At 57.3% G+C, this 24,448-nt stretch carries 18 protein-coding genes; 9 read left to right on the forward strand and 9 right to left on the reverse strand.

Going from position 1 to position 24,448, the window contains the following annotated elements:
• Positions 1-9: 9 nt before the first annotated feature.
• The 5 genes from uxaC to LC059_RS15090 form a co-directional block, all read right to left on the reverse strand.
• Positions 10-1,425 (reverse strand): glucuronate isomerase, encoded by a 1,416-nt coding sequence (gene uxaC, locus LC059_RS15070; protein WP_226704694.1) that lies wholly within the window; start codon positions 1,423-1,425, stop codon positions 10-12.
• Between the two features lie 474 nt (positions 1,426-1,899).
• Complete coding sequence (locus LC059_RS15075; RefSeq protein WP_226704695.1) at positions 1,900-3,756, reverse strand: sodium:solute symporter family protein; 1,857 nt, start codon at positions 3,754-3,756, stop codon at positions 1,900-1,902.
• Positions 3,756-4,550 carry a gluconate 5-dehydrogenase gene (locus LC059_RS15080; RefSeq protein WP_226704805.1) on the reverse strand — a complete coding sequence of 265 codons (795 nt, stop codon included), beginning with the start codon at positions 4,548-4,550 and terminating at the stop codon, positions 3,756-3,758. Before LC059_RS15080 ends, LC059_RS15075 begins: the two co-directional genes overlap by 1 nt.
• On the reverse strand, positions 4,550-5,407 hold the full coding sequence (kduI, locus tag LC059_RS15085; protein WP_226704696.1) for a 5-dehydro-4-deoxy-D-glucuronate isomerase: 858 nt from the start codon (positions 5,405-5,407) through the stop codon (positions 4,550-4,552). The genes LC059_RS15080 and kduI overlap by 1 nt, the downstream gene beginning before the upstream one ends.
• Positions 5,408-5,474: 67 nt before the next feature.
• Positions 5,475-6,776, reverse strand: coding sequence for a DUF4861 family protein (locus tag LC059_RS15090; RefSeq protein WP_226704697.1), 1,302 nt, complete (start codon positions 6,774-6,776; stop codon positions 5,475-5,477).
• Positions 6,777-7,576: 800 nt separating this feature from the next.
• Between LC059_RS15090 and LC059_RS15095 the strand changes: the two genes are divergently transcribed.
• From LC059_RS15095 to LC059_RS15105, 3 genes are read left to right on the forward strand one after another with little or no spacing between them, the layout of a single operon-like run.
• Complete coding sequence (locus tag LC059_RS15095; protein WP_226704698.1) at positions 7,577-8,722, forward strand: mandelate racemase/muconate lactonizing enzyme family protein; 1,146 nt, start codon at positions 7,577-7,579, stop codon at positions 8,720-8,722.
• A gap of 10 nt (positions 8,723-8,732) precedes the next feature.
• A complete protein-coding gene (locus LC059_RS15100) occupies positions 8,733-9,602 on the forward strand; it encodes a RidA family protein (protein WP_226704699.1) in 870 nt (289 codons plus the stop codon).
• On the forward strand, positions 9,599-10,360 hold the full coding sequence (locus LC059_RS15105) for a creatininase family protein (protein ID WP_226704700.1): 762 nt from the start codon (positions 9,599-9,601) through the stop codon (positions 10,358-10,360). The genes LC059_RS15100 and LC059_RS15105 overlap by 4 nt, the downstream gene beginning before the upstream one ends.
• A 64-nt stretch (positions 10,361-10,424) precedes the next feature.
• On the opposite strand, the gene LC059_RS15110 is transcribed toward LC059_RS15105, so the two are convergent.
• The 4 genes from LC059_RS15110 to LC059_RS15125 all read right to left on the reverse strand — a co-directional run bounded on the left by LC059_RS15110 (position 10,425) and on the right by LC059_RS15125 (position 15,524).
• Positions 10,425-11,333 carry a sugar phosphate isomerase/epimerase family protein gene (locus LC059_RS15110; RefSeq protein WP_226704701.1) on the reverse strand — a complete coding sequence of 303 codons (909 nt, stop codon included), beginning with the start codon at positions 11,331-11,333 and terminating at the stop codon, positions 10,425-10,427.
• A 17-nt stretch (positions 11,334-11,350) separates the two neighbouring features.
• Positions 11,351-12,655, reverse strand: coding sequence for an Nramp family divalent metal transporter (locus LC059_RS15115; protein ID WP_226704702.1), 1,305 nt, complete (start codon positions 12,653-12,655; stop codon positions 11,351-11,353).
• Positions 12,656-12,831: 176 nt separating this feature from the next.
• Positions 12,832-13,599 (reverse strand): FadR/GntR family transcriptional regulator, encoded by a 768-nt coding sequence (locus LC059_RS15120; RefSeq protein WP_226704703.1) that lies wholly within the window; start codon positions 13,597-13,599, stop codon positions 12,832-12,834.
• Positions 13,600-13,643: 44 nt separating this feature from the next.
• Complete coding sequence (locus LC059_RS15125; RefSeq protein WP_226704704.1) at positions 13,644-15,524, reverse strand: glycoside hydrolase family 105 protein; 1,881 nt, start codon at positions 15,522-15,524, stop codon at positions 13,644-13,646.
• Positions 15,525-15,777: 253 nt separating this feature from the next.
• Between LC059_RS15125 and uidA the strand changes: the two genes are divergently transcribed.
• The 6 genes from uidA (at position 15,778) to LC059_RS15155 (ending at position 24,444) form a co-directional block, all read left to right on the forward strand.
• A complete protein-coding gene (uidA, locus tag LC059_RS15130) occupies positions 15,778-17,562 on the forward strand; it encodes a beta-glucuronidase (RefSeq protein ID WP_226704705.1) in 1,785 nt (594 codons plus the stop codon).
• Between the two features lie 10 nt (positions 17,563-17,572).
• The gene (locus tag LC059_RS15135; protein ID WP_226704706.1) at positions 17,573-19,273 is read left to right on the forward strand and encodes a sodium:solute symporter family protein; all 1,701 of its coding nucleotides are present in this window, start codon (positions 17,573-17,575) and stop codon (positions 19,271-19,273) included.
• 17 nt (positions 19,274-19,290) lie between these two features.
• A complete protein-coding gene (locus tag LC059_RS15140) occupies positions 19,291-21,834 on the forward strand; it encodes a beta-N-acetylhexosaminidase (protein WP_226704707.1) in 2,544 nt (847 codons plus the stop codon).
• A 130-nt stretch (positions 21,835-21,964) separates the two neighbouring features.
• Entirely contained in the window at positions 21,965-22,744 is a 780-nt protein-coding gene (locus tag LC059_RS15145) for an SDR family NAD(P)-dependent oxidoreductase (protein WP_226704708.1), read from the forward strand.
• Positions 22,745-22,839: 95 nt separating this feature from the next.
• On the forward strand, positions 22,840-23,586 hold the full coding sequence (locus LC059_RS15150; protein ID WP_226704709.1) for an SDR family oxidoreductase: 747 nt from the start codon (positions 22,840-22,842) through the stop codon (positions 23,584-23,586).
• 12 nt (positions 23,587-23,598) lie between these two features.
• Entirely contained in the window at positions 23,599-24,444 is an 846-nt protein-coding gene (locus LC059_RS15155) for a fumarylacetoacetate hydrolase family protein (protein ID WP_226704710.1), read from the forward strand.
• The last annotated feature ends 4 nt before the right edge of the window (positions 24,445-24,448 follow it).

Genomic DNA, 24,448 nt, shown 5'->3' on the forward strand with positions numbered 1-24,448 from the left:
TTCTACCTATTAGAGCTTGTACGCTTTTTTCGCCAGGTTGTAGGCGAGATCTTCGGCCAGTTCGAAGGCTTCGTCTTCCTGCAGGCGATGGTCGGAGACCAGCTGTGCCAGCCATACGCAGTCCATACGACGCGCCACATCGTGACGGGCGGGGATGGACAGGAATGCGCGGGTATCGTCATTGAAGCCGACGGTATTGTAGAAACCGGCAGTCTCGGTCACCTGCTCGCGGAAGCGACGCATGCCTTCCGGACTGTCGTGGAACCACCAGGACGGACCCAGCTTCAGTGCCGGGTAGTGACCGGCCAGCGGTGCCAGTTCGCGGCTGTAGCTGGTCTCATCCAGCGTGAACAGAATAATGCTCAGGTTCGGCTCGTTGCCCACCGCTTCCAGCAGCGGCTGCAGCGCGTGTACGTAATCCGTCTGCGAAGGAATATCGCAACCCTTGTCGCGACCGAAGCGCTCGAATACCACCTTGTTGTGGTTACGGAAAGAGCCCGGGTGAATCTGCATCACCAGGCCGTCTTCAATACTCATGCGCGCCATCTCGGTCAGCATCTGACCGCGGAACAGCTCCGCATCTTCCGCGCTGCCGTTACCCGTGCTCACCTTCAGGAACAGCGCTTCCGCTTCCGCCGGGGACAGGTTGGCCGTCGTGGCGGTGGGGTGACCGTGGTCGGTCGACGTCGCGCCCATCTGCTTGAAGAACTCGCGACGGTTGCGCAGCGCCGCTAGGTAACCGGACCAGGTGGAAGTATCTTCACCGGTGATTTCCGCCAGCTGCGCCAGGTTATCGGTAAAGCCCTCGAAGTCCGGATCCAGTACCGGGTCCGGGCGGAAGGCCGTAATCACGCGGCCTTTCCAGCCACTGTCCAGAATCTTCTGGTGGTGACGCAAGTCATCCAGCGGGGATTCGGTGGTCGCGATCACCTCGATATTGAAACGCTCGAACAGTGCGCGCGGCAGAAACTCCGGCTGGCGCAGGTAGCTGTCGATACGCTCGTAATAGAGATCCGCGGTCTCTGAGCTCAGCTGCACGTCCAGCTCGAACACATCGTGGAATACCGTATCCAGCCAGGTGCGCGACGGGGTGCCGCGGAACAGGTGGTAATTGTCGGCAAGCAGTTGCCAGATCTTGCGTGGATCCTGCTCTACCGGAGTACCGTCCTGGGTGCGAATGCCCAGACTTTCCAACGGGATGCCCTGGGAATAGAGCATGCGGAATACGTAGTGGTCCGGGCGAATCAGCAGGTCTGCCGGGTTGCCGAAGGGCCGGTTCTCGGCAAACCAGGACGGGTCGGTGTGCCCGTGCGGGCTGATGATCGGCAGGTCTTTTACGCTCTCGTAAAGCTTGCGGGCGATATCCCGGCTCACTTTATCGGCCGGAAACAGACGGTCGGGGTGCAGGATCAGAGGGCGTGTCATGTTGGATACTTCCAGTATTTGGGGTTGCCATTAGCCGCGCCGACGGGTTCCGGTCGGCCGGGTTTATTGTTGTGTATTCCTGTCATCGTCACGAGCGCACGCACAGAAAAAGCCCGGCTCGCCGCCCAGCGAATGGCTGTGGCGGAAGCCGGCGGCATGCGCGAAAGACGGGTGCTCGGGCCCAAGCCAGCCTCATGCGCCCGATGCGCCAGGCGATGGAGAAAACCGCAGAGCCGGCTCGGAATCGAGACCGGCACTGGTTGTCGTCATGTTGCCAAAAATTGGCCTTGCCGGTCAATGCTTGTGGTAAGGCCCTTTCTCTTTAAATTTCCGCGGGCTCTTCCAAAATAAGGCCGGCACGTATGTTCATTTGAATCACCCCGCCGTATTTCCGGTAAATACCGCAACCCGCCATGACGATTATGGTAAGGCCAGTTATTCCTTCGAGCGGTGCTACAACAGCGCCCACTGGGGCTATGCCGTCCCGAGCGGTGCCGATGTCGACGCCGTAAGTGCGCCGCCTGCTGCGTCGGTTTCGCTGATCGCGAGGATATTGCGCACGGTTTTCCAGGTACCGATGAGCGCAGCCAGCGCAAAGCCCAGGGCGTAGTCTGTATTGCCGTACAGCGCATGACCCGTACCGAACAGCAGCGAGTAGACGGCGAGCACCGCCCACAGCATGGCGGTTATCCCTGTGCGCACACTCTCGCCGGCAAGGTATTCGCGATTGACGCGGTCAAACTCCGCCAGGGTGGCCGCATCGGTTTTCGGTGTCAGCAGTGTTACGCCTACCCAGCCCACCGTGGTAATCGCCACCGACAGAGCGAATACCTGCCACTGCGCGAGGCCCAGTTCAGTGAAGGCCAGTGCACAGCTAACGCTAAAGGATATGGCCATGGCCGAGATCTCGGACCATGCATTGATGCGGTGCCAGAACCAGCGCAACAGGAACAGCAGGCCGGTGCCGGCACCTACCGACAGCAGCAGGTTGAAGCCCTGGGTCGCGCTTTCCAGCTGCAGTGCCAGCAGCGCCGCGAGCACCATTAGTAGTACGGTTATGACCCGCCCGGCCATGACCTGGGCGCGCTGCGATGCGTCTGGGGCCACAAACCGGACAAAGACATCGTTTACCAGATAGGAAGCACCCCAATTGAGGCTGGTGGATATTGTGGATACGTAGGCGGCGACAATCGACGCCAGCACCAGGCCGAGAATACCCGCCGGCAGGAAGGTCAGCATTGCCGGGTAGGCGAGATCGTTTCTGACGATTGCCGGGTCCACATTCGGCAGCGCCTGCTGCAGGCTGGCGAGATCGGGGAATACAATGAGCGATGCCAGCGCCACCAAAATCCACGGCCACGGGCGCAGGGCATAGTGGGCAAAATTGAAAAATACCGTCGCCGCGACAGCGTGACGCTCATTTCTGGCAGCAAGCATGCGCTGGGCAACAAAACCGCCACCGCCGGGCTCGGCACCAGGATACCAGCTCGCCCACCACTGTACCGCAAGGGGCACGATCAGCAGCGTGACCAGCGCATCCATATCGGAGAAATCCGGCAGCATGGCCATCTTCGGAATGACATCAGCGTGCTGGGTAAGCGCATGGAGGCCGCCAACCGCCGGGTGTTCCAGAGCAAAGTAGGCCGCGAATATCGCACCGGTCATGGCGATGACAAACAAAATCAGGTCGGTAATCAGTACACCCAGCAGGCCACCCGCTACAGAAAAGATAACGGTAATTCCGCCGGCGACCAGCACCACCACTTCCGGTGGTAAGTCGAAAAGCACGGCGCCAAACTTGATCGCCGCGAGGGTCACGCTGCCCATGATCAGGACATTGAAAAATACCCCCAGGTAAATGGCGCGGAAGCCGCGCAGGAAGGCCGCGGGCCTGCCGGTGTAGCGGCGCTCGTAGAACTCATTGTCGGTGGTCACACCCAGGCGACGCCACAACTTGGCGTACACGAAAGCCGTCAGCATGCCGGTCAGCAGGAAGCACCACCAGCTCCAGTTTGCGGAAACGCCCCCTGAGCGCACCAGGTCGCTGACCAGATTGGGGGTGTCGGCGGCGAAAGTGGTGGCGACCATACTGGTACCGAGCAGCCACCAGGGCATGCGTCGCCCGCCGAGAAAATAGGATGCGCTGTCCTTGGATGCGCGCCGTGCAACCAGGCTGCCCACAAGCAGAATGGTGCCCAGTGTTATGGCGATTATTGTCCAATCCAGCCCGGTGACCTGCATTACTGGTATCTCCCCCTCAATCCCGTCATGTGCTTTTTTAGCGACTTTATCCAGGCGGCCGCTGCGCAGAGCGCCGGCGGCCGCGTACATCAACTTTCGCCGAGGGGCTTGCCGATGGTGGCCAGGATGCCGCCGTCAACATAGACCACCTGCCCGGTTACAAAATTGCTGGCGTTCGAAGCTAGAAACACCGCAGTGCCCTGTAGGTCGTCGGGGTCACCCCATTTACCTGCCGGCGTGCGGTTGATGATGAACTCGTTGAATGGGTGGCCATCGACGCGAATGGGTTCTGTCTGGCTGGTGGCAAAATAGCCCGGACCTATGCCGTTTACCTGTACGTTATGACGCGCCCATTCGGTGGCCATGTTGCGGGTCAGCATCTTCAGTCCGCCCTTGGCGGCTGCGTAGGCGCCAACACTGTTGCGACCGAGTTCCGACATCATCGAGCAGATATTGATGACCTTGCCGCCACCGCGCTGGATCATCCCCGGTACCACCGCCTTGCTCATGATAAAGACGCCGGTCAGGTCGGTATTGATCACTTCCTCCCACTCGCTTACGTCCATCTCGAGCAGTGGGATTCGTTTGATGATGCCGGCATTATTTACCAAGATGTCGATGGGGCCGACCTCTGCCTCGATCCTGGTAACGGCGGCCTCTACCGCCGCCTCGTCGGTGACGTTAAAGCGATAGCCGTACGCCTCGATATCTTCCGCGCGGTAGGCTTCGACCGCGTGCGCGATTTTCTCATCGCTGGAATGGCCGCTGATGACCAGGATTGCGCCCGCGCGCCCCAGTCCTTTTGCCATCGCCATGCCGAGTCCGTGGGTGGCCCCGGTTACCAGCGCGACTTTGCCGCTCAGGTCGAACGCTGATAGGTCCATCATGCGGGTTCCCCACTGGCCAGGTCTGCCGGAAAAATCTTGTCCATATCGTCGTAATCCATGTTTTCGCCGGCCATTCCCCAGATAAATGTGTAGTTCGAGGTGCCCGCGCCGGAGTGGATCGACCAGGTTGGAGAAATAACAGCCTGCTCGTTGGCCATCCACAGGTGTCGGGTCTCCTCCCGTGGGCCCATGTAGTGGCAAACCGCCTGGTCCTCGGGCACCTCGAAATAAAAGTAGGTTTCCATGCGACGGCTGTGAGTGTGTGCCGGCATGGTGTTCCAGACGCTACCGGGCTTGAGCTCGGTCATGCCCATCTGCAATTGGCAGGTTTCCACCACCTGGTTGACCATCAGTTTGTTGATGACCCGGTGGTTGGAGGTTTCCATGGCTCCAAGTTCGACCTTGACCGCGTCTGCGAGCGACAGTTTTTTGGTTGGGCAGGCTTTGTGGGCGCCGGCGGAATTGAGATAAAACTTCGCAGGCCGGTTGATGTCGTCGCTGGCAAACGTCACTTCCCGGTTTCCGGCTCCCACATAAAGTGCGTCTTTGTAGTCCAGCTCGTAGGTCTCACCGTCGACCGTTACCCGGCCGGGCCCGCCCACATTGATGACGCCGAGTTCGCGGCGCTCGAGAAAATAGGGTGCTTTGAGCGGGTCGATGGTTTCCAGGGCGATATCGCCGTTAAGCGGCATGGCACCGCCGACGATAAAGCGGTCGATCTGTGTGTAGACGAGCTTCAGTTGGTCTGCGACAAACAGGCTGCCGACGTGAAAATTTTCGCGTAGGCGTTTATTGGTATAGGTGGTGTAGTCCTGGGGGTGGACGGCATGGCGAACTTCAAATTCTACAGTCATCACAAGGTTCTTCGGGTTATATATTCGTTATTGGGCGGGGTAAAGCGGGCACTGCCCGCGACTCGGGTTAATTTTCGGTGTTGCGCACCAGTACAACCGGCTGCGCAAGCTTCTCGATTTCTTGCGCAAGGAATTTTTCAAAGGTGCCGCGGTCGCTGATGCCCTGCGCTTCGCCGGACCACACTGCGCCAAAGAAATATTCGAGTCCGCCGTCGGTATCCTTCATGACGATCGCGTGGTTGTGTGGATCTTCGACCAGCTGTCGCGCATCGCTCTTGCGATAGAGAATGAATTTGCCGAGCTCGTCGTCGAACAAGGTCTGCTGGCCAAAAGTGGCGAGGAAAGCCCAGCCGCTATCGTCACCAAGGTCGCCGGTTATTAACTCCGCGGCGTCGTGCTTACCGAGGCCGATTGCCATATTCGGTAGCGTTTCACTGGTATATAGCGTCACGTGCACCAGCGGGCTGCCTGCGCTCATGGAAAGGTTTGCATCCAGGTCGGTCTTGAGGTCGGGTAGGGCCCAGCCACTGTAGTCAATGGCTAGAGAGGACAGGATCTGCCCGCTGCTGTTAACGGTTGCTCCGCGGCCATCGGTTTGCTCGACACGGATTACCTGTTCGCCATCCCAGAAGCCGAACCCGCCCATTCCGAGACTATCGCCTACTTTCAGAATGTCGGCGCCCCAATCGGACATTTCGTGATAGCTATCGTAGCCGTCGAGGCCGATATCTCGCAGTTTTAACCCCGGTTGTTTCTTGCCGAAAATATCGAACCCATTACGCCAGTCGAGATAAATGCGGTAGGCCACGCGATCGGATTCAATCCCCGGGCCCTCGTAGCGAATCCACTCGCTGTGGTCGGTGTACTGCGCGGGCAGCGTTACTGTTTCCACATTGACAAACTCGCCACCTTCGTAGCGCTTACCATTCCACTGTCCACCCTCTTTTATCGAAATCTCCGCGCGCGTACGTGGTGCGTGCTCTTCAATCTCTGAGGCCAGGCTCGCATCGTCGAGCAGTTCAATTTTTCGCGTTTCCAGTATGTCAAGGTTGATGACGGCCGAAAAGCTGTCCGCAGTGGCGTCTCCGTTACTGTCGATGAGCTGTCCGCTCAGCAGCGCATCTCCGGATCTCGCCACCAGATTTTTGGCTTTTTCTGGAGTCAGGCCGAGCTCGGACAGGGGCCAGGTGACCCGGGCATCGTGGCGAGCAAATTGCGAAGGGTTGCTCGCGGAAAACGTGGCGATCGCGCTCTTCGTTTCGTTGGCGGTTGTGGAAGCTTCGTGGCCGCAGCCGGCGAGCAGCAGTGCACCGGCAATCGCGCCGAGGCCGTGGATCGAATGGGATGAATATTTGCTGGAACGGGTCATGGTTTTTTCTCTTTTTAGTAGACGCATCCAAAATTTTGCGACGGTTTTCGCTGGTGGCGGTCGCGATAATCAGTCGGGGTGCGCAGGTATTCCGCAATTGGACGTCCTGGCTCAGTAATCGGGCAGCGCTCATTGGCACGTTGGTAGCGTTTGAGCAAAAATGACATTCAGAATTAGAAAATTATTCTAACTGTTAAATATTCTTAATGTTGAATGCCGCCGATGGCGAGGTGAAAACAAGGGGCGGGTTGCTCTGAACGGCTTGTTATTATCACTGCACATCCCTGCGTAGAAAATTATCAGCGTCACCTGATTATGGCAAGCCTGGGGGGGAATTGACGGGTGTGAGTGAATCACCTGGTTGTTGTTATTCCGGATGACGACAAGTTTTGGAATGCGTGGTGTTACATGGTAATTGAGTAGTAGATGTTTCTATCAGGCTGAAGATTGATCGGCAATTACCCGAGAAAATCCCCATTTTAGAGGCGATAAATCTGGACATGGAATAGGGCCATGGATAGCATGGATTGAATGATCTCGCGCATCTTTCCCTTGGTGGTGCGCGACAATGCAAGAGTAAGAATAAGCAAGATTCATCTCACGTTTCCGGTGCCCGGCAAGGTTGTACTTTTATCCCGAATGTATCGATGTTGCACAGTGCCGGATGCATGTGTTCTTCAGTAGTGCAAACTAGGTGCTGCGCCGTGGATTATTGGGCGGCAGCAAGCGGTACCTCGGTGTGCGATCGGGCGCTGGCCCGGCGAAGATTCGCTGGTTGCCCGGAATCAGGTAGGTAAAGCATGACTAAAAAGATAACAATAAAACGATTTCATTTTGACGAAGTGGTGGTTCCGGCCAAGCCGGGTGTAATCGATTCCGCGGGGATGCGCAAGCCGCTGCATATGCTGCCGGTTGGCGGCAAGCGTGAGTGGAGCATGCAGTTCGACGAACTGCCTAAGCTAATTCTCAAGCTGGAACTTTCTGACGGCACCGTGGGGTACGGTGAATTCTACCGTGACCACAACTGGACATTGGTTAGTGAGGTGGCGGAAAGCCTGCTGGGACGGGATATCCGCACCATTTGCCTGCAGGATCTGCCGATCCCACTTTGTCGCGAATACGATGGTTTTGAATGCGCCATCTGGGATGCTTACGCCAAGTCGCTCGGTGTGCCGCTGTACATGTTGCTTGGCGGCGTTGTGCGCGACCGGGTGTATGTGGGCGCCTGGTCCAGCCATCGCACGGTCGAGGAAGCTGGCCTGGTGGCAAAGAATTACGCGGAACAGGGCTACGATTGCATCAAGTTCAAGTGCGACCTGGAGGACGACGTGGTTGGCTGGTGCGAACAGATCAAGCACCACGCCCCGGGCATGAAAGTGATTTTTGATCCGAACCAACGCTGGGAAAATTCCGGTGAGGCGCGCCGTCGCCTGAGGGGGTTGGAGGCGGTTGGCAACGTGCTGCTGCTGGAGGACCCGATCTGTAAATGGATGCTGCGCGACTACGCCGAACTGCGCAATTTCACCACCATCCCGATCGTGCAACACGTTTCCTTGCCCTACGTATACCAGGGGCAAAGGGTGCACGATGCCATCAGTGTAATCGAGCATAATGCGGTGGACGGTTTCAACTTTAATGCGGGACTGGCAAAGTTCCGCCAGCTGGATGCGATTGCTTCCGCCGCGCGCAAAAATTGCTGGCACGGTTCGGAGGCTGACTTGGGTATCCTTGAGTCCATGTATTTGCACCAATCCATCGCTGCAAAAAGCTGCGTGTGGCCGGGGGATATCTTTGGGCGCATGCTGCGGTCTCACTGTCTGCTTAAATCCCCTATTCGCTTTGATCCGCCCTATGCGTTTGTACCCGATGAGGGGCCCGGTCTCGGTATCGAGCTGGATGAAGAGGCGATCGCTGAACATCGCGTATCGACGACGACGGTAGAGTGAGAGATAGCGAATGAGTGTATTTGATAACCCGTTTACAGGTGACGCGGATCGCGGCGAAATCTGGGAGATCCTTGTTCGTCGGGATCTTGAGGCCTTCCTTGCCGCAGACTGGGATGCGATAAAACACGACTTTGTCGAAGAGGGCTTTTTTGGTATCGATGGCCAGAATAAAGACAATCCGGATCACTGGGTCATGACTTTTCCAGACCTCGCTTCCTATCGCGACGTGTGGTTGCAGTCGGCGCAGGCTTCGGCCGCGGAGTCCGAACGGGAGACTGTACGTGAGCCGCTTTACGCGGCCTCGCGCCTGAAGAGTATCGATGTCAATGGCGGTCACGCTATCGCACACAAAGAAATTAAAGGCGCGGTGCCGAAAAAGGATGGCAGCAAGGACCTTCTCGACTGGCAGACACTCTATGTAATGCGCAAGGTCGACGGCTGCTGGAAAATTGCCTCTTTCGTCGGTTTTCTACCGTCAGTCATGGGGAAAGATGGTGCCGCGTCAATCACGGCTCCGCCCGCGCAGCAGCATGTAACCGCGGGTCCCTATTCGCCGGTGCTGAACGTGCGCGCCGAAGAACTGGTGGTCATCTCCGGCCAGTGTGCCATCGATATGGCGGGCAATATCGTTGGTGAATCCTTCGAAGAGCAGGTGCGCTACACCCTGGAAAACTGTGCGCGACAGCTCGCCAATGGTGGCTGTGACCTGAGTGATGTGTTCAAGGTGAATGTCTACCTGCCGGATCTCTCTGACTGGGGCCGCTTTAACGAAATTTATGTGGATTATATGCGTGAACCCTATCCGGCACGCACTGCCATTCAGGCTGGACTGTTGCCGGGACTTCTGGTGGAACTTGAAATGTGGGCGGCAAAACGATGAAGTGGGAGAACCTGACCAGCCCCGCGCTGGATGAATTTGATCGCAGTACTCCCGTCATCCTGAATGTAGGTGCCATCGAGCAACACGGGCCACACCTGCCACTGGTGACCGATGCATTGATTGGTCGTCACTTTCTCGAGCTGGCGGACCAAGCGCTCGGTGACCAGGTGCTTATACTGCCGCAAGTGGCGGTCTGCTGCAGTGAGCATCATATGAGTTTCCCGGGTAGTCTGACGGTCACTCACGAGACCATGCTGGCCTATGTATGTGATGTCTTGCAGTCAGTGGTTGCACACGGCTTTACCAATATCGTGCTGTTCAACAGTCACGGCGGTAATCTCGCCATTGGTCAGGTCATCATTGAAAAGTTGGGGCACCGTCACCCGGAAGTGGATTTCTTTATGCTCACTTGGTGGAAGTTGGCTCCAGATGCACTGAGGGCGCTGCAGGAAAGTGAATTCGGTGGTGTGGGACATGCCTGCGAATTTGAAACCTCGATGATTATGCATGTCGCGCCGGAATTGATTGATACCGGTACGATTAAAGATACCCCGCTGCAATCCACTTACGCCTGGGCGGATGCCGATCTGCTGACCGGCAGCCGTGGTGCGCACCAGCGCTCCATGTCAGAGCTGACCGCCGGTACCGGCGTGTACGGTGCGCCGAGTTACGCCACGGCGGAGAAGGGTGAGAAAATTTTTACCCTGGTGACCGCGGAGCTTGTGAAGATGCTGAGCGAGATTTGCCCCCCGAGCTAATCGTCTCACTGCGCCGTTTGCTCAATAGCCGGTGCCCATTGTGATGGGCACCGGCACTGGCGTGTTAACCGTCCAGGTATTCCCTCTGCAGCCACTCCGCGGCGAATTTATACGCCTGGTCGAGATCGGGCACGGCAGATTCATCGCCGCCGATATCCAGTCCCAGGTGGCCTTCGAAGCCCACCCGATTCAGTGTGTCGAAGAAAATGTCCCAGCGGATACGGCCATCACCGATCGCCAGATGTTCCACTTTTTTGCCGCCGTTGTCGGAGATGTGGATGTAGTCCACGTGATCCTTGAGTCGCATCATCGACAGCGCCAGATTGTCGCGGATGACAAACTGATTGGCGGTATCCAAAGTGAAGCGCAAGTTGTCGCGTTTGACTGCGTCGTGGAAGTGCAGGTAGGCATCGGTACTGGAGGCGAGTAACCCTTCCGCCGGATGCATATGGAAAGTCAGGCCGTATTTCGCCGCGATATCGCATGCGTGCCCGTAGGTTTCGACCAGCGTCGCCCAGAAATTTTCCCAGCGCACCTTCTGTGGCAGAAACGCCGACGCCAGGACTTCTTCATTGTAGTGCCGCACCACCGGAATATCTGCTGGAAACTGGTAAGGGGGCAGGGGGGCATTATCCAGCACGCCTTTGGCGCCGAAGAGCTGCGCAATTTCACAGCCCCGCTCGAACAGGGCCAGTTGCTTTTCCCGTTCGCGCTCATCGAGTGAAGACAGGCCGGGCAATACCACGCAGAAATAAGGGACAGAGAGGTTCAGCTCCCTGATTTTGTCGGCAATCCGATGACGATATTCGTAAACCGTCATCAGGTGCTCTTCTCGGATCCCTTCCAGTTCCACAGAGGAAAAGCCAAGGGAGTGCATTTCTTCGAGGTAAGTTTCCGTCAGCTCCGCCTTCGGTGGGTAGCCGTACTTGGTAATACTGTACAGGTAGGCGCAGACAATGCGGTCATGGTACATAACTAAATCCTAATTATTTAAATCGCTTCGATAATGCCGATGACACCGACCACGGCCATAAAAATGGTGAACAGGGTCATGGCCACAAGCATCAAGGTGGAAATCGGGGATACCGTTTGATCGCCCATCACCGACTTGCGGTTCTGCAGTATCGTCATCAGGATCAGGATGATCGGGGTGATCAAGAGTGCAAATACCTGGGTGATAATCATCACCAGTACCGGCCGGCCACCGAAAATGGGTACGACCAGGCCCAGCGCTGCGTAAAAAATGATGATGGTTTTGTTGGTTTTAGAGGAAAGGTCCATCGGCTTGTTGCGATAGTCTGCCAGCAGCAGTGGTACCAGCATGTAGTGCGGAAACAGTGAGGAAAGGCCCGCACAGACGATACCCACGACGAAAATGGAAATTGCGAAACGGCCTGCCAGTGGCTCCAGCAGCTGAATCATGTCGATGGCATTTTCCACATGCAGTCCCTGCGGGTGCAGGGTGCCTGCGGCCGCTGCCATGATGGAGAGACTGAGGAAAAACATCAGGAAAGAAGAAATGAAGGCATCGCGCTTTTCCAGCTTGAGGTCGGATGCTTTCCACTGCTTTTCTTTTACCGTGATGGAGCGGGCAACATAGAGTACCCCGCCCATGGTGGTACCGATCATGCCGGCGACGATCAAGCCCGCATTAGCGGTGTCGGGAATGCTGGGCACCAGCCCGGCAATCACCACCGAGGCGTCCGGGATGACCATGGTCGCGGTCATCAGAAACGATATGCCCATCAGGGCAACGAACAGTGCCAGCAGTTTTTCGATAAAACCGTAGCGGTTGTTGATGAGCAGGAATACCAGCATGCCGCCAAACAGGATCGCGAGCAAAATGGTGCTGATACCCTCGCCATCGGCGGTGAGGGGTTTGGACCACTCGTTGACCACATCGGTAACAATGGCCATGACGCCGATACTGGATACCATTTCCGTGAATACCAGTACCGACAGCACAAACAGCGCCACCTTGCGCCCGAAATGCTTGCGAAATGCCTGCAGTGCACTCTCGCCGGTAAGCAGCGTGTAGCGTCCGAAATAGACAATCAGGAAGTAGGTGAAAATACAGGACAGCAGCACCGCCCATGACAGGATCATGCCATGGGAGGCGCCTGCCGATGCCATGGTTGTGATACTGCCGGTACCGATGTTGTAGCCCACCAGGAACAGGCCCGGGCCGATGGTGGACAGGAACAGAGCGATCTTTTTCCACAGGGAGTTTTTGGCGAGCATGTGGCCGGCGGTTGCCACTCCCTCGTTGGTTGTAGTTAGATTTTCGTTACTCACGGCGATCCCCTCATTATTATTTGAATTGCTCCCAAGTTACTGCGATGTCAGACATGTGACAAGTGCGGTCTTGAAAAATTGGGATTCGCGGGGACTACCAGTGGAAATTCGTGAAAATTGATGGGGGCGGCCCGGACCGCACCCCCGGAGCGGGGGTGAGTGGAGCCGGAGGAGGTTCAGGATGCGGCCAGTTCCTGGCGCATGTGGAAAGCTTTGCGATGGCGATTGATGCTGTTCGCCAGGTGGCGACGGGATGCCTCCCGCGCAGCCTGTGGATCGCGTGCTTCGATCGCCCTCACCAGGTCCTTGTGTTCTTGCTGCGTTTCTTGGAGAAGGCTGGCCTGACGGTCGCTCTCGCTGGTTCCCGCCTGATCGAGATCGTACTTCATTAGCAGGTCGTGAGGCGGGATCAGGTGAGTTCCCAGGAAGCTGAGGAAGCGCACGAATTGTGGGTTATTGGCCGCAGCGGCAATGGCGTTGTGTAGCTCAAAATCCGCCGCGGATGCATCTACATCACTTGCGATACAGTCGTCAATCGCTTTCAGGGCGGTGTGCATGGCGTCGATATCACTCTGGTTGCGGCGCTCGGCAGCGGCACCGGCCATTTCGATCTCCACGGCCATGCGGAGCTCAAGCACATTGATGATTTCCTCGAGCGTCGCCAGTTCACCGGGACGTATCCGGAAAGTGTCCTTCCCGGCATTCTCCGCAACGAAGGCGCCAACCCCCTGGCGCGTAATCACCAGACCATCAGCTTTAAGGGCGGCCACCGCTTCCCTTACCACGGTGCGGCTGACGTCCGCACTGGTCACCAGTGTCTGTTCGGTGGGCAGACGGTCTCCGGGGGCTAATTTGCCGCTCAGGATCTGCGAGCGAAGTTGTTCAATTAACTCCGCCGTCAGGGACTTGCGCTTGTTCAGGGGTTTGATCATTTCATGGGCCATATCGAAAAATCTGCCGTTTATTGCATTCGCGGAGATCGCCGTATTTAGCGTTTCAGTCGCGCATGTAAAGCCGGTTTCTCGGCTTCTAGTAGTTTCTCCACCGAGCTCGCCATATAAAGGAATGCGCCGAGCCCGCGCGGGTCATTCAGCCGGATAGGCTGTTGGTTGTATTGCTCGTCATTAAACAGGATGGGTGTTCCCTTGACGATGCCCTGGACCCGGCCGTTCGCGTCGACCTGGGCGGATACTGCCTTCCAGCCCTTGATTGTCGCGTCCAGGTAGATATCCCGCTCCAGCCAGCCGTTTCGAATGCCCTCGGCAAAGGCGCGGACAAACATGCTGCTGGCGGAAGTTTCCAGATAAGTGGTGGGGTTGTCGAGTACCTGGTGCCAGCGACCCTCCGCACTTTGCAGCTTCAGCAGGCCGGCCGCCTGTTTGCGGTAGGCGTCGAGCAGTGCCGGACGTGAGGGATGTTCATCATCCAGGGCCAGCAGTGCATCGGTCTTGGCCATGATGGTCCAGCCATTGGCGCGCCCCCATTTACTAGAGGAATGTTGCTGATTGTCGCCAAAAAAACCGTGCCAGTATACGCCGGTTTCCTTGTCGCGGAGGTGGTTGTCGATGCGCAAGATCTGCTTGATGGCTTCGTCCCGGTACGCGGTGTTGCCCTCCGCTTGCGCCATGCGCATCAAAATGCCCGCACCCATGTACATGTCGTCGGCCCAGATGGTCAATGGCACCGGATTTACGCGACCGATGGTGCCGTCGTCGAGCCGGGGGATATCGTTCACGATGTGCTCGGCGGCGCGCTTGGCAATGCGGAAATCAGTGCTGTCGAGTCCTTTGCCGCTGCCGGCACCGTAGGTGCGGATATAGCGCTCGGCGAAGGGCAGTGAAGTGACTCCGGTGTCATCGAGCAGTGCGTAGCGGAAATAGTGCCCAAATGGGCTGTGCAGCAGGCCGTGGGCATCCCGTTCGCGGGCGACCGAGTCCCGGTTTTGCAGAAAGAAGTTCATATGGCGGTTGATGTAGTCGCCATAGTCGAGGCTGTCGAAGGTGTCGCTCACTGTATATAGGGAGTCGAGAATGGTGCCGGAGAAATAGCGCCAGTCTGCAAACTCAAGTTTGTCGCTGTGCTTGCGGTGCAGGTGTACTCGCGGCAGGTCCCAGAGTAGTTGTTCACCCGTTGCGCCGATCTGGGGGCGGGTGTAGTCGATGGTATCCGCTTCAAACGGGTGGCGATCGGCAAATTTGTGCTGCTCGCCATCAACGGGGCCGGCGACCAGATAGTGTAGGTATTCGGGTGCCTCTTCCAGTCCGGGTGGGTTCAGGGAGACCCTGTGGCCCAGCGAGGCGCCGCTCGCGCCAAAGAAGCCCAGCCACACCCGCGCTTCGCTCCCGGCGGGCTTCATTTTAACGATGAGTTCATGTTCGCTGCCGGGTGGCAGGTCGACTTTCACATAGCTCTTGGCATTGTAACGGTCGTAATCTGTGCCGCGAGGCTTGTGGTCGCTCTCAGTGGTGCGCTGGTAAATGACTTCGCCATCGAGAAGGACACGCACGGTTCCCGCGGAATGGGAGATGCCGAAGCGGGCGGTTGACAGCGCATCGTGCGGGAGCACATGGGACGGTTCGCTGGTGTTCACGTGAACCTGGGCGCGAGCAAAATAGATTCCCCCGCTGGATTCTGCCAGCGAGTCATAAAAGTCGATGTAGCTATAACCCTCATCGAGCGCCCTTGGTAGTGCGGGCTTCAGGGCAAAGGTGGTGTCGGCAATCAGGCGGTCCGCCACTGTCTGGACCACTTTGGCAGGATCCGGAATCGTCACTGAGGATTGGGGTGTCGCGGCAACCTGCAGGCTGAATCCAAGCGCGGTACAGGTCATCAGAATATGTTTTGACCAGGGAGTTACATTTTTATGCATCGGTTATTGGCCTCTTTTTATCCCTTCCATACGCCGTAAACAGTGGGCGTCCAGCGGGTAGCGCCTGGCGCGCCATCGATAAGTTCAATTCAGCTTATCTTGTCATCATATATCTGACAAGATATATTCCGTCGCGTGCGGTTTCCTTGTATGTCATCCTACAAGCGGTTTGTTTGGCCGTTAAAATCCGCACCGCAGGCGATGCTGCGAGCCGATAAATAAGAATAAAGTCACTGAAGAATTAGGGGGTGCTGTGCTGTTTCCCAAATCAAATGCCCACAGGGATATTGTCGATTGTTCGGGGGTGTGGGATTTCCGCCCCGATCCGGAAGGGCTCGGCCTGAAGGATGGATGGGGTGACGGCTTTGAGTCCACCCACGAGTGCGCAGTCCCGGGGAGCTGGAACGAGCAGCTGCAGGAATTTGACCTGATGAACTACGTGGGCGGCGCCTGGTACCAGCGCGAGGTCCACATCCCCCATCACTTTGATGGCAAGCAGGTCTTCCTGCGGGTCGGCTCGGCGGATTTTGAAAGCAAGCTCTGGGTTAATGGCCAATTGATTGCCGAGAATGATCTGCTGTGCCTGCCATACGACGGTGCGCTGGATGGCTATATCACTCCTGGCGAAAAGGCCAGGATCGTGATCTGGGTCAATAATGAGCAGCGCTATCAGTCGATTACGCCCGGAGTGGCGATCGATGACTACATCCGCGAGCAGCGTATTCGCGACGAGCAATTTCCGGCAACGCGACCGGATTTCTTTCCCTATGGCGGTATTCAGCGGCCGGTGCTGCTGTGCGCGATTCCGCGGGTTCATATCGCCGATGTGACCCTGGATACGCATATCGACGGCAGCATTGGATTGCTTACCGTGCGCGCACAGGTAAACGCTCCTGATGGGGGGCAATTGAAGGTTGCTGTATCTGATGGTCAGGTAGAGACCCTGCCGATTGTCGAAGGCAATGCCGTAGCCCAGTTTCGTATTGAGGACTGCCGCTTCTGGTCGCTGCGGGACCCTTACCTTTACGATGTGAGCCTTGAGCTCGAAGTGGATGGCACGACCGTAGATAGTTATGCACTGCACGCCGGTGTGCGGGAGATTACGGTGCGCGGTCGTCGCCTATATCTGAATGGTGAGAAAGTATTTCTGCGCGGTTTCGGCAAGCACGAGGATTTCCCGGTTCACGGTCGGGGCCTCAATCTGCCGTTAATGGTGAAAGACTTTGGGCTGATGCATTGGATCGGTGCCAACTCTTTCCGCACCTCCCACTACCCCTACGCCGAAGAAATCCTGGATTACGCGGACCGCAAAGGTGTGCTGGTCATTTCCGAGCTGGCATCGGTAAATCTCGATTTCCGTATCGCTGACGAGGAAACCTTGCGCAATCACCGCCGCACACTGGAGCGGCAGATAGCGCGCGACAAGAACCATCCCAGCGTGATTATGTGGTCGGTGGCGAACGAGCCCGGCTATCTCGGTGAAGAGGAGTACCAAGGAGAGGCGAGCCACCACTACTGGAAAAATCTCTGCGACTACACCCGGGAGCTGGATGCAAGCCGCCCGGTTACGGTGGCAAACGTCGGCCGCATCAGCACCAACGATCCCTCCTTTCATTACGTCGATATTGTCTCTATCAATCGTTATTACGGCTGGTATGACATGCCGGGCCAGCTCGACCGTGCCGCAGTGCGCCTGCAGAAGGAGCTCGATGATATTGCTGCAGAGCACGACAAGCCGATCCTGGTGCTGGAGTTCGGTGCAGATACCATCGCCGGCGCCCACAGTACAACCGACCAGTTGTTTACCGAGGAGTATCAGGCCCGCTTCCTGGAAACCTATTGCGATGTTATTGAAAACCATCCCAATGCCATCGGTACGCATGTGTGGAACTTCGCGGATTTTCGCACCGCGCAAAATCATCGCCGCGTGATTCTGAATCTGAAGGGCGTGTTCACCCGCACGCGTGAACCGAAGCTCGCCGCCTTCCGCTTGAAGGAGCGCTGGTCGGTGCCCTTCGTATTTGGCAGTGAAGCCTAGGGGGCGCGGTATGTTTGGCCTGTCTTATCTCGACCTTGCGGTAATTTTTGCCTATTTTGCCGGTCTTACTTGGATTGGTGTTTCAACCTATTCCTCGATCAAGAATACCGGCGACTACTTTATGGGTGGGCGCCGCTTCAATAAATTCTTGATGGTCGGTCACGCGATGGGAACCGGCACCCACACCGATCAGCCAGTAGCCGTGGCTGGCGCCTGTTACCAGTACGGGCTGGCTGGTATCTGGTATCAGTGGATGTGGATGTTCAGTACGCCGTTCTACTGGCTGCTGTCGCCGGTCTATCGGCGTCTGCGTTACGTCACAACCGGCGACTTTTTCGAAAAGCGCTACGGCAAGACGCTCGGTGCTTGGTATGCGGCTATGGGGCTGCTGTATTTCACCACCAACTGTGGCTTGATGCTGAAGGGGACCGCTACAACCGTAGATGTGGTTACCGGCGGTCAGGTTCCGAGCGATTACGCGGTGATCATTATGACGGTGTTGTTCGTCACCTACAGCATGATCGGCGGCTTGGTGGCTGCTGTGATCACCGATTTCATTCAGGGGCTGTTTATCCTAGTTCTGTCTTTTTTGCTGATTCCCTTTGCGTTGAACGCCGCCGGCGGTATCTCGGAAATTCACAGCGGCCTGCCTGACTATATGTTCAGCTTTATTGCCCCGGAGGGGATCACCCTCTTCTTTATCGTGATGGTCATTATCAATGGCCTGGTCAGTATCGTGGTGCAGCCCCACCACATGGCGGTAGGCGGTGCGGGGAAGGACGAATTTTCCTGTCGCATGGGCTGGACCTACGGCAACTTCGTCAAACGGCTGATGACACTCGGGTGGGCCTTTGTGGGGGTGTTCGCGGCGTTCCTGTTTCCTGAGCTGGGTAATGAGCACCGCGAGGAAGCGTTTGGCATGGCGGTTAATCACCTGCTGCCGGCGGGCCTGATCGGCCTGATGCTGGCCTCTATGGCGGCAGCGGTCATGTCCAGCTGCGACAGCTTTATGGTGGGCGGGTCGGCGCTGTTTACGCGTAACTTCTATGCCAAGTATTTCAAGCCCAATGCCAGTGAACAGCACTATTTGCGCGTGGCCCGGTTGGGGTCGCTGGTGGTGGTCGTCGGCGGCGTTGCTTATGCCTACTGGCTGGACACCGTGATTCAGGGTGTATTGCTGTTGTGGAAATTTACCGCGTTTTTCGGCGTGGCTTTCTGGATGGCGCTGGTATGGCGCCGGGCAAACCGCTACGGCGTCTTTACCAGTGTTATCGTCATGATAGCCTGCGTACTCGTCACCAGTGACATTACGAGTTTTGGTCTGGACTGGGATATTGAATACCAGATTGCGCTGTATCTGCCGGCGGGTATTGTTACATTTATAATCGCCAGCCTGATCACCAGGCCGGAGAATGAGCGCCAGCTGGATCAATTCTATGCACTGCTCAAAACGCCGGTGGGAGAAGAGGACAAGCTGAAAGCGGCGGGCGTGGACATCATGCTCGAGGGTGACAATATCAAGCAGGCGGATCCCGCCAAAGGGCCCATGCTGGAGCGCGGGTACAGCTTGCTGCTGGTGGACCTGTTGTCATTGCCGAGGAAATTCACGTTCAAACGCTACCGCATCGACGTGGTGGGGTTCGCGCTTGCCTGGCTGCTGGTGGGGGGGCTTATCCTCCTGGGTATCGGCCTGGCGCAGATTGGCGGATAGAAAATACAGAGGTGATCATGAAAAATAACAATAACGTTCGCGCATTGGCCTTTGGCTGCCTGTCAATGCTGGCCTGCATGGGGGCCGTCCCGGTACTCGCGGCGGAAACCGTTATCGTGCCGGCGCCACAGGAGGTCAGCTTTGGCAGGGGCGGATTCGCGATCGCGGGCGAACCGATCGCGCTAACTGTTGAGAATGGTTCGGTCGATTTTACGCTGGAACTCGACCAACTTCGGCAGGAGCTGGCCCGCGCGGGCGCCAGGGTGGTGGCTGATGATGCCGAGGCGGGTGCCAGTGTGCACCTCGAACTCTCCAGCGGCGGCGATGCCAACGATGAATCCTATCGCCTGCGAGTGGAAAAGCGCCGTATTTCGGTGCGGGCCGCAACGGAGGCGGGGATTTTCTACGGGGTGCAGAGCTTGCGACAGTTGTTGCGCGCACATGCCGCTTCTGGGGCGATTCCGGTGCAGTCGATCCGGGACTGGCCGGACCTGAAATTCCGCGGCGTGCTCGACGATATCAGTCGTGGACCGGTGCCTTCGGTCGACTATATCCGACACCAGATCGACCGGCTATCGGAGCTAAAATTCAACCGCCTGTCTTATTACTCGGAACACATCATTCAGACCGGGAGTCACCCGGAAGTCGCGCCCGCGACGGGTTCGATCTCGATACCCGAGTGGCAGGCCCTTGCGGCCTATGCGCGTGACCGTCATATCATGCTGGTGGGTAATTACCAGTCTTTTGGCCACTTCGAGAAATCTCTCGCGCACCCTGCGGTGCGCGCGCTAGGGGAAAAGGATCGTATGATCTCGCCGGTGTTGCCGGAGAGTCGCGCATTCCTGACGGACATGCTCGATGAGATTATCCCTGCTTTTGATGCACCTTATTTCTGTATCAACAGCGACGAGACTTTCGACCTCGGGCAGGGTTACTCCAAGGTCGCTGTGGACAGCCGGGGTATCGGAGAGGTTTACGCCGACCATATCAACTGGCTCCACAAGCAGACCGGCCGTCACGGTGTGCGCATGATGCTGTGGGCGGATATTGTGGCCAAACACCCGGAAATCGCGCACCGCATTCCCAAGGACACCATCATGATGCCTTGGGATTACAGTGCCACCGGTGATTTCGTCGGTATGATCAAGCCTCTCGCGGAGGCGGGCTACGACGTCATTGCTACGGCCGGGATCCTGAATAGCTACCGCATCATTCCCAATTTCGACGAGGCGCGACAGAACCTGCGTAATTTTATTGGTGCTGCCGTGGAGACCGGAGTGCTTGGAGCCTGGACCACCGTGTGGGACGACGGCGGCATGGCGCTGTTCAATCACGATTGGTACGGACTCGCCTATGCCGCGGACCAGAGCTGGCAAAACACGGAAACCATTGATAAAGAGGGTTTCGAGCGCCGCCTGCTCGCCGGTGTCTATGGCGCGAAAGATAGTACATTCACGGCCGCACTGGATGTGCTGTTCGAGCTCGACGGCCTCAAACCCACCCGGGGCTTCAAGGATCGCATTCTGTGGCGGAACGCCATCCCGTCCCGTGGTGAAACCGGGCGTATCGATGCGGAAGGTTGGGCCGAAGTACTCGAGCGGGCCGAGCGGGCGCAGGTACTGATGGCTGCGGCGGATCTGCCGATCTACAACGAAGATGCCGAGGTATACGAGTTTTCCGCCGCGCTTTTCGCGACCCTGGCGAAGACACGTCTCAATGCGCTGGATGCAGCGGCCAATTACAGCCTGGCGTCGCGCAACCAGTTCCGCGACCCGGTTCTGGCGCGGCGACACCTGCTCGCCTCTCTCGATTTGCTGAGCGAGGTGTCCGGCGGCTGGCGCCAGTTGCACGACCGTTACGAAAGTCTATGGCTGAGGGAAAATCACAGCTATTCGCTGGATCACGTGCTCGACCGCTATCAAGACCACATCGATAACTGGTCCGATGCCCATGCGCGGGTCAAGGTGAGTCTGCGCGACCTGGATATGGGGCGTGCAATAGAGGCGCCTGCGAACGTGCGCCTGTCGATTGAGCCACTATCGGGGCAGTATTTTATGGGCTGGCTGGAGCTGGATGCGTTCCCGGTCGAGGACACCGCATCTGCGCTGGATTTCGATTACCTGGCTGAAAGCGGTGGCGAAGCCGCAGCTCGACCGAAGGTAACCAATACGATTGTCTCGGGCGGACATAAGTACCGCTGGCACCGGGTGCTGGCGAATGCTTCCGATGCGGTGGATTTGCTCAGCCTGAACCCCAGCGTTCCTGAAGAGACAGTAATCTACGAATTTGCCGAGCTTACCAGTCCCGACGAGCGTCTGGCCAAGGCAACGGTGGGCTCTACGGGTTCGATTGAGGTGTTCGTGAACGGTGAAAGCGTATACCGCCACGATGGCGAGCGGCCGCTGGTGATCGACGAGGACACCATCCGCCTGCCGCTGCAGGCGGGCAAAAACTACCTGATGGTCAAACTGGTGCGTCACGGTGGTGATATGAAGTTTTCGTTCAACCTGCCGGAAAACCAGGTGGCAGCGCACAAGAACCGCTATCAGATACTCAATTAACTAGCGCGGGATGGACCCCTTCACCCCGCCGGGCGACACGAGCCGGGCGGGGTAGAAAACACTTTCTTTCATCACTCGGTTACTTGTATGATGTCTGACTATGTACTGAATTTCAGCCGGGGGCTGGAGTATGAGGCGATTTGCTGACATGGCTGTAGTGGTTACTGGTGCCTCCAAGGGCATTGGCAGTGCGATTGCAGAGCGTTTCCTGAGAGAAGGCGCGCGCGTAGGCATCATGGATGCGGATGTCGCCGCCGGGCAAGCCTATGCGCAGGCGTGCGCGTCCGAGGGCAAGCCGGTATTTTTTGCTGCGGCTGATATCACCGATCCCGGTGCGGTCAAAGCGGCGGCAGCAGATCTGGTTGGCGCCCTCGGCGGCCTGCAGGTGTTGGTAAATTGCGCCGGCGCTGTGCGCGGTGAGAGCCTGGAAGAGACCAACGATGAAACCTGGCGCTGGAATGTAGACGTCAACCTCAATGGCGCATTTAGCGTATCCAGGGCGGTGCTGCCTCAACTGCTTACCAATAAGCGCTCTGCGATCGTGAATGTGTCATCGGTCAATGCATTGATGACGATCGGTGTTCCCGCATATAGCGCGGCGAAAGCGGGGATGCTTGCGTTAACCCGCAGCTTTGCCACCGAATATGCCTCTCGGGGACTGCGAGCCAACGCCGTGTTGCCGGGCACCATTCGTACATCGGCCTGGGACGATCGCATCGAAAAAAATCCGGGGGTGATGGAAAAAATGAACGCGTGGTATCCGGGTGGAGCTGTTGGGCGCCCAGAGGATGTCGCAGCTGCGGTAGCGTTTCTCGCCTCGGAAGAGGCGGCGTTTATCAATGGCAGCAGCCTGGTCGTAGATGGCGGTCTGACGAGCGGCCATCACCGCATGATCCAGGACTTCCTTTAGATCGGCAATATTACCTTTGCCTGCAGTAATTGTGGGGAGTACTGCGTTACAAACAGTGCAATGAATAACAGCAATAAAAAAATAGGCCGTAGGATATGGGGACAAATAACAAGCTTGCCGGCAAAAAGGCACTGGTTACGGGTGCTGGTCAGGGAATCGGCAGGGCAATTGCTTTGGCCTATGCGGGGCAGGGCGCTCAGGTTGTCGCGGCGGATATTAATGAAGAGAGCCTGGGTGGGATTTCTCAGGTTGATGGCATCACGCCATACTGGCTCGATGTCAGTGATACGGTAATGATTGATGCGTGCGGCTCAGCGCACCCGGACGTGGACATTCTCGTCAACTGCGTGGGCGTTGTGCATCACGGGACCTTGCTTGATTGTCCCGCAGAGGATTTTCGGGAGGCCTACCATATCAATGTGGAGTCGATGTACCACACCATCCGCGTGTGTCTCCCGCATATGCTCGCGAAACAAGACGGCCTGATCATCAATATCGCTTCTGCGGCCGCAGCGTCCAAAAGTGCGATCAATCGCTTTGCCTATGCGACCAGCAAGGGCGCGGTCGTCGCCCTCACTAAATCGGTAGCCATTGATTACATCAAGCAAGGTATTCGCTGTAACAGTATCAGTCCCGGCACCATCTTCACGCCGTCACTCGAGGGGCGGATCGCGTCCTCCGGCGACAGCGAGCAGGCGCTGCGCGATTTTGTCGCGCGTCAGCCGATGGGGCGGCTCGGGCAGCCCGAGGAGATCGCCGCGGTGGCGCTGATGCTGGCCTCAGGTGAGGCTAATTTTATGTCGGGGTCGGACATCGTCATCGACGGTGGATTCAGTTTGTAAGGGGAAATTTATATGAAACTGGTACGTTTTGGAGAGTGTGGACAGGAAAAACCCGGAATCATTGACGCCGCGGGCGCGCTGCGGGACCTGTCAACTTACACCGATGATATTACACCCGCCTTTCTGGCCAGTGACGCTTTTGCTGAGCTGGCAGCAATGGACCTGGCCCAGTTTCCTCTGGTCGAGGGCTCATGCCGTATGGGCGTGCCGGTGTCGCATGTCGGCAAGTTTATCTGCGTCGGTCTGAACTACGCGGATCACGCGAAGGAAGCTGGGCTGCCGACGCCGGAAGAGCCGATCCTGTTTATGAAGGCGACTTCTGCGGTACAGGGTGCCGACGATCCGGTGATGCTGCCCAAGGGGCACAGCAAGGCGGATTGGGAAGTCGAGCTGGGTGTTATCATCGGCAAACACACCAAGCATGTTGCCGTGGAAAATGCGCTGGAGTCTGTCGCTGGACTATGTGTGGTGAACGACCTGTCCGAGCGCGCTTTCCAGTTGGAGCGAGGTGGCCAGTGGGTAAAGGGCAAGAGTTGCGACACCTTTGGTCCGGTTGGCCCTTGGCTGGTGACCATGGATGAGGTGGGTGATCCGCAAAACCTGCGAATCTGGCTCGAACTCAACGGTGAAATGGCGCAAGAGAGCTACACCGATCAGATGATTTTCCCGGTGGCAGAGGTAGTGTCTTACATCAGCCAGTTCATGTCCCTGCAGCCTGGCGACATTATTTCTACGGGCACTCCGCCCGGGGTGGCAGCGGGCATGAAAAATCCGCGTTGGTTGAAGGCGGGTGATCACATGCGCCTCGGTATCGAAAAACTTGGCGTGCAGACGCAGCAAGTTATCGAAGAAGCGTGACGGA

The sequence above is a fragment of the Microbulbifer elongatus genome, from assembly GCF_020524885.1.
Lineage (GTDB): Bacteria > Pseudomonadota > Gammaproteobacteria > Pseudomonadales > Cellvibrionaceae > Microbulbifer > Microbulbifer elongatus_A.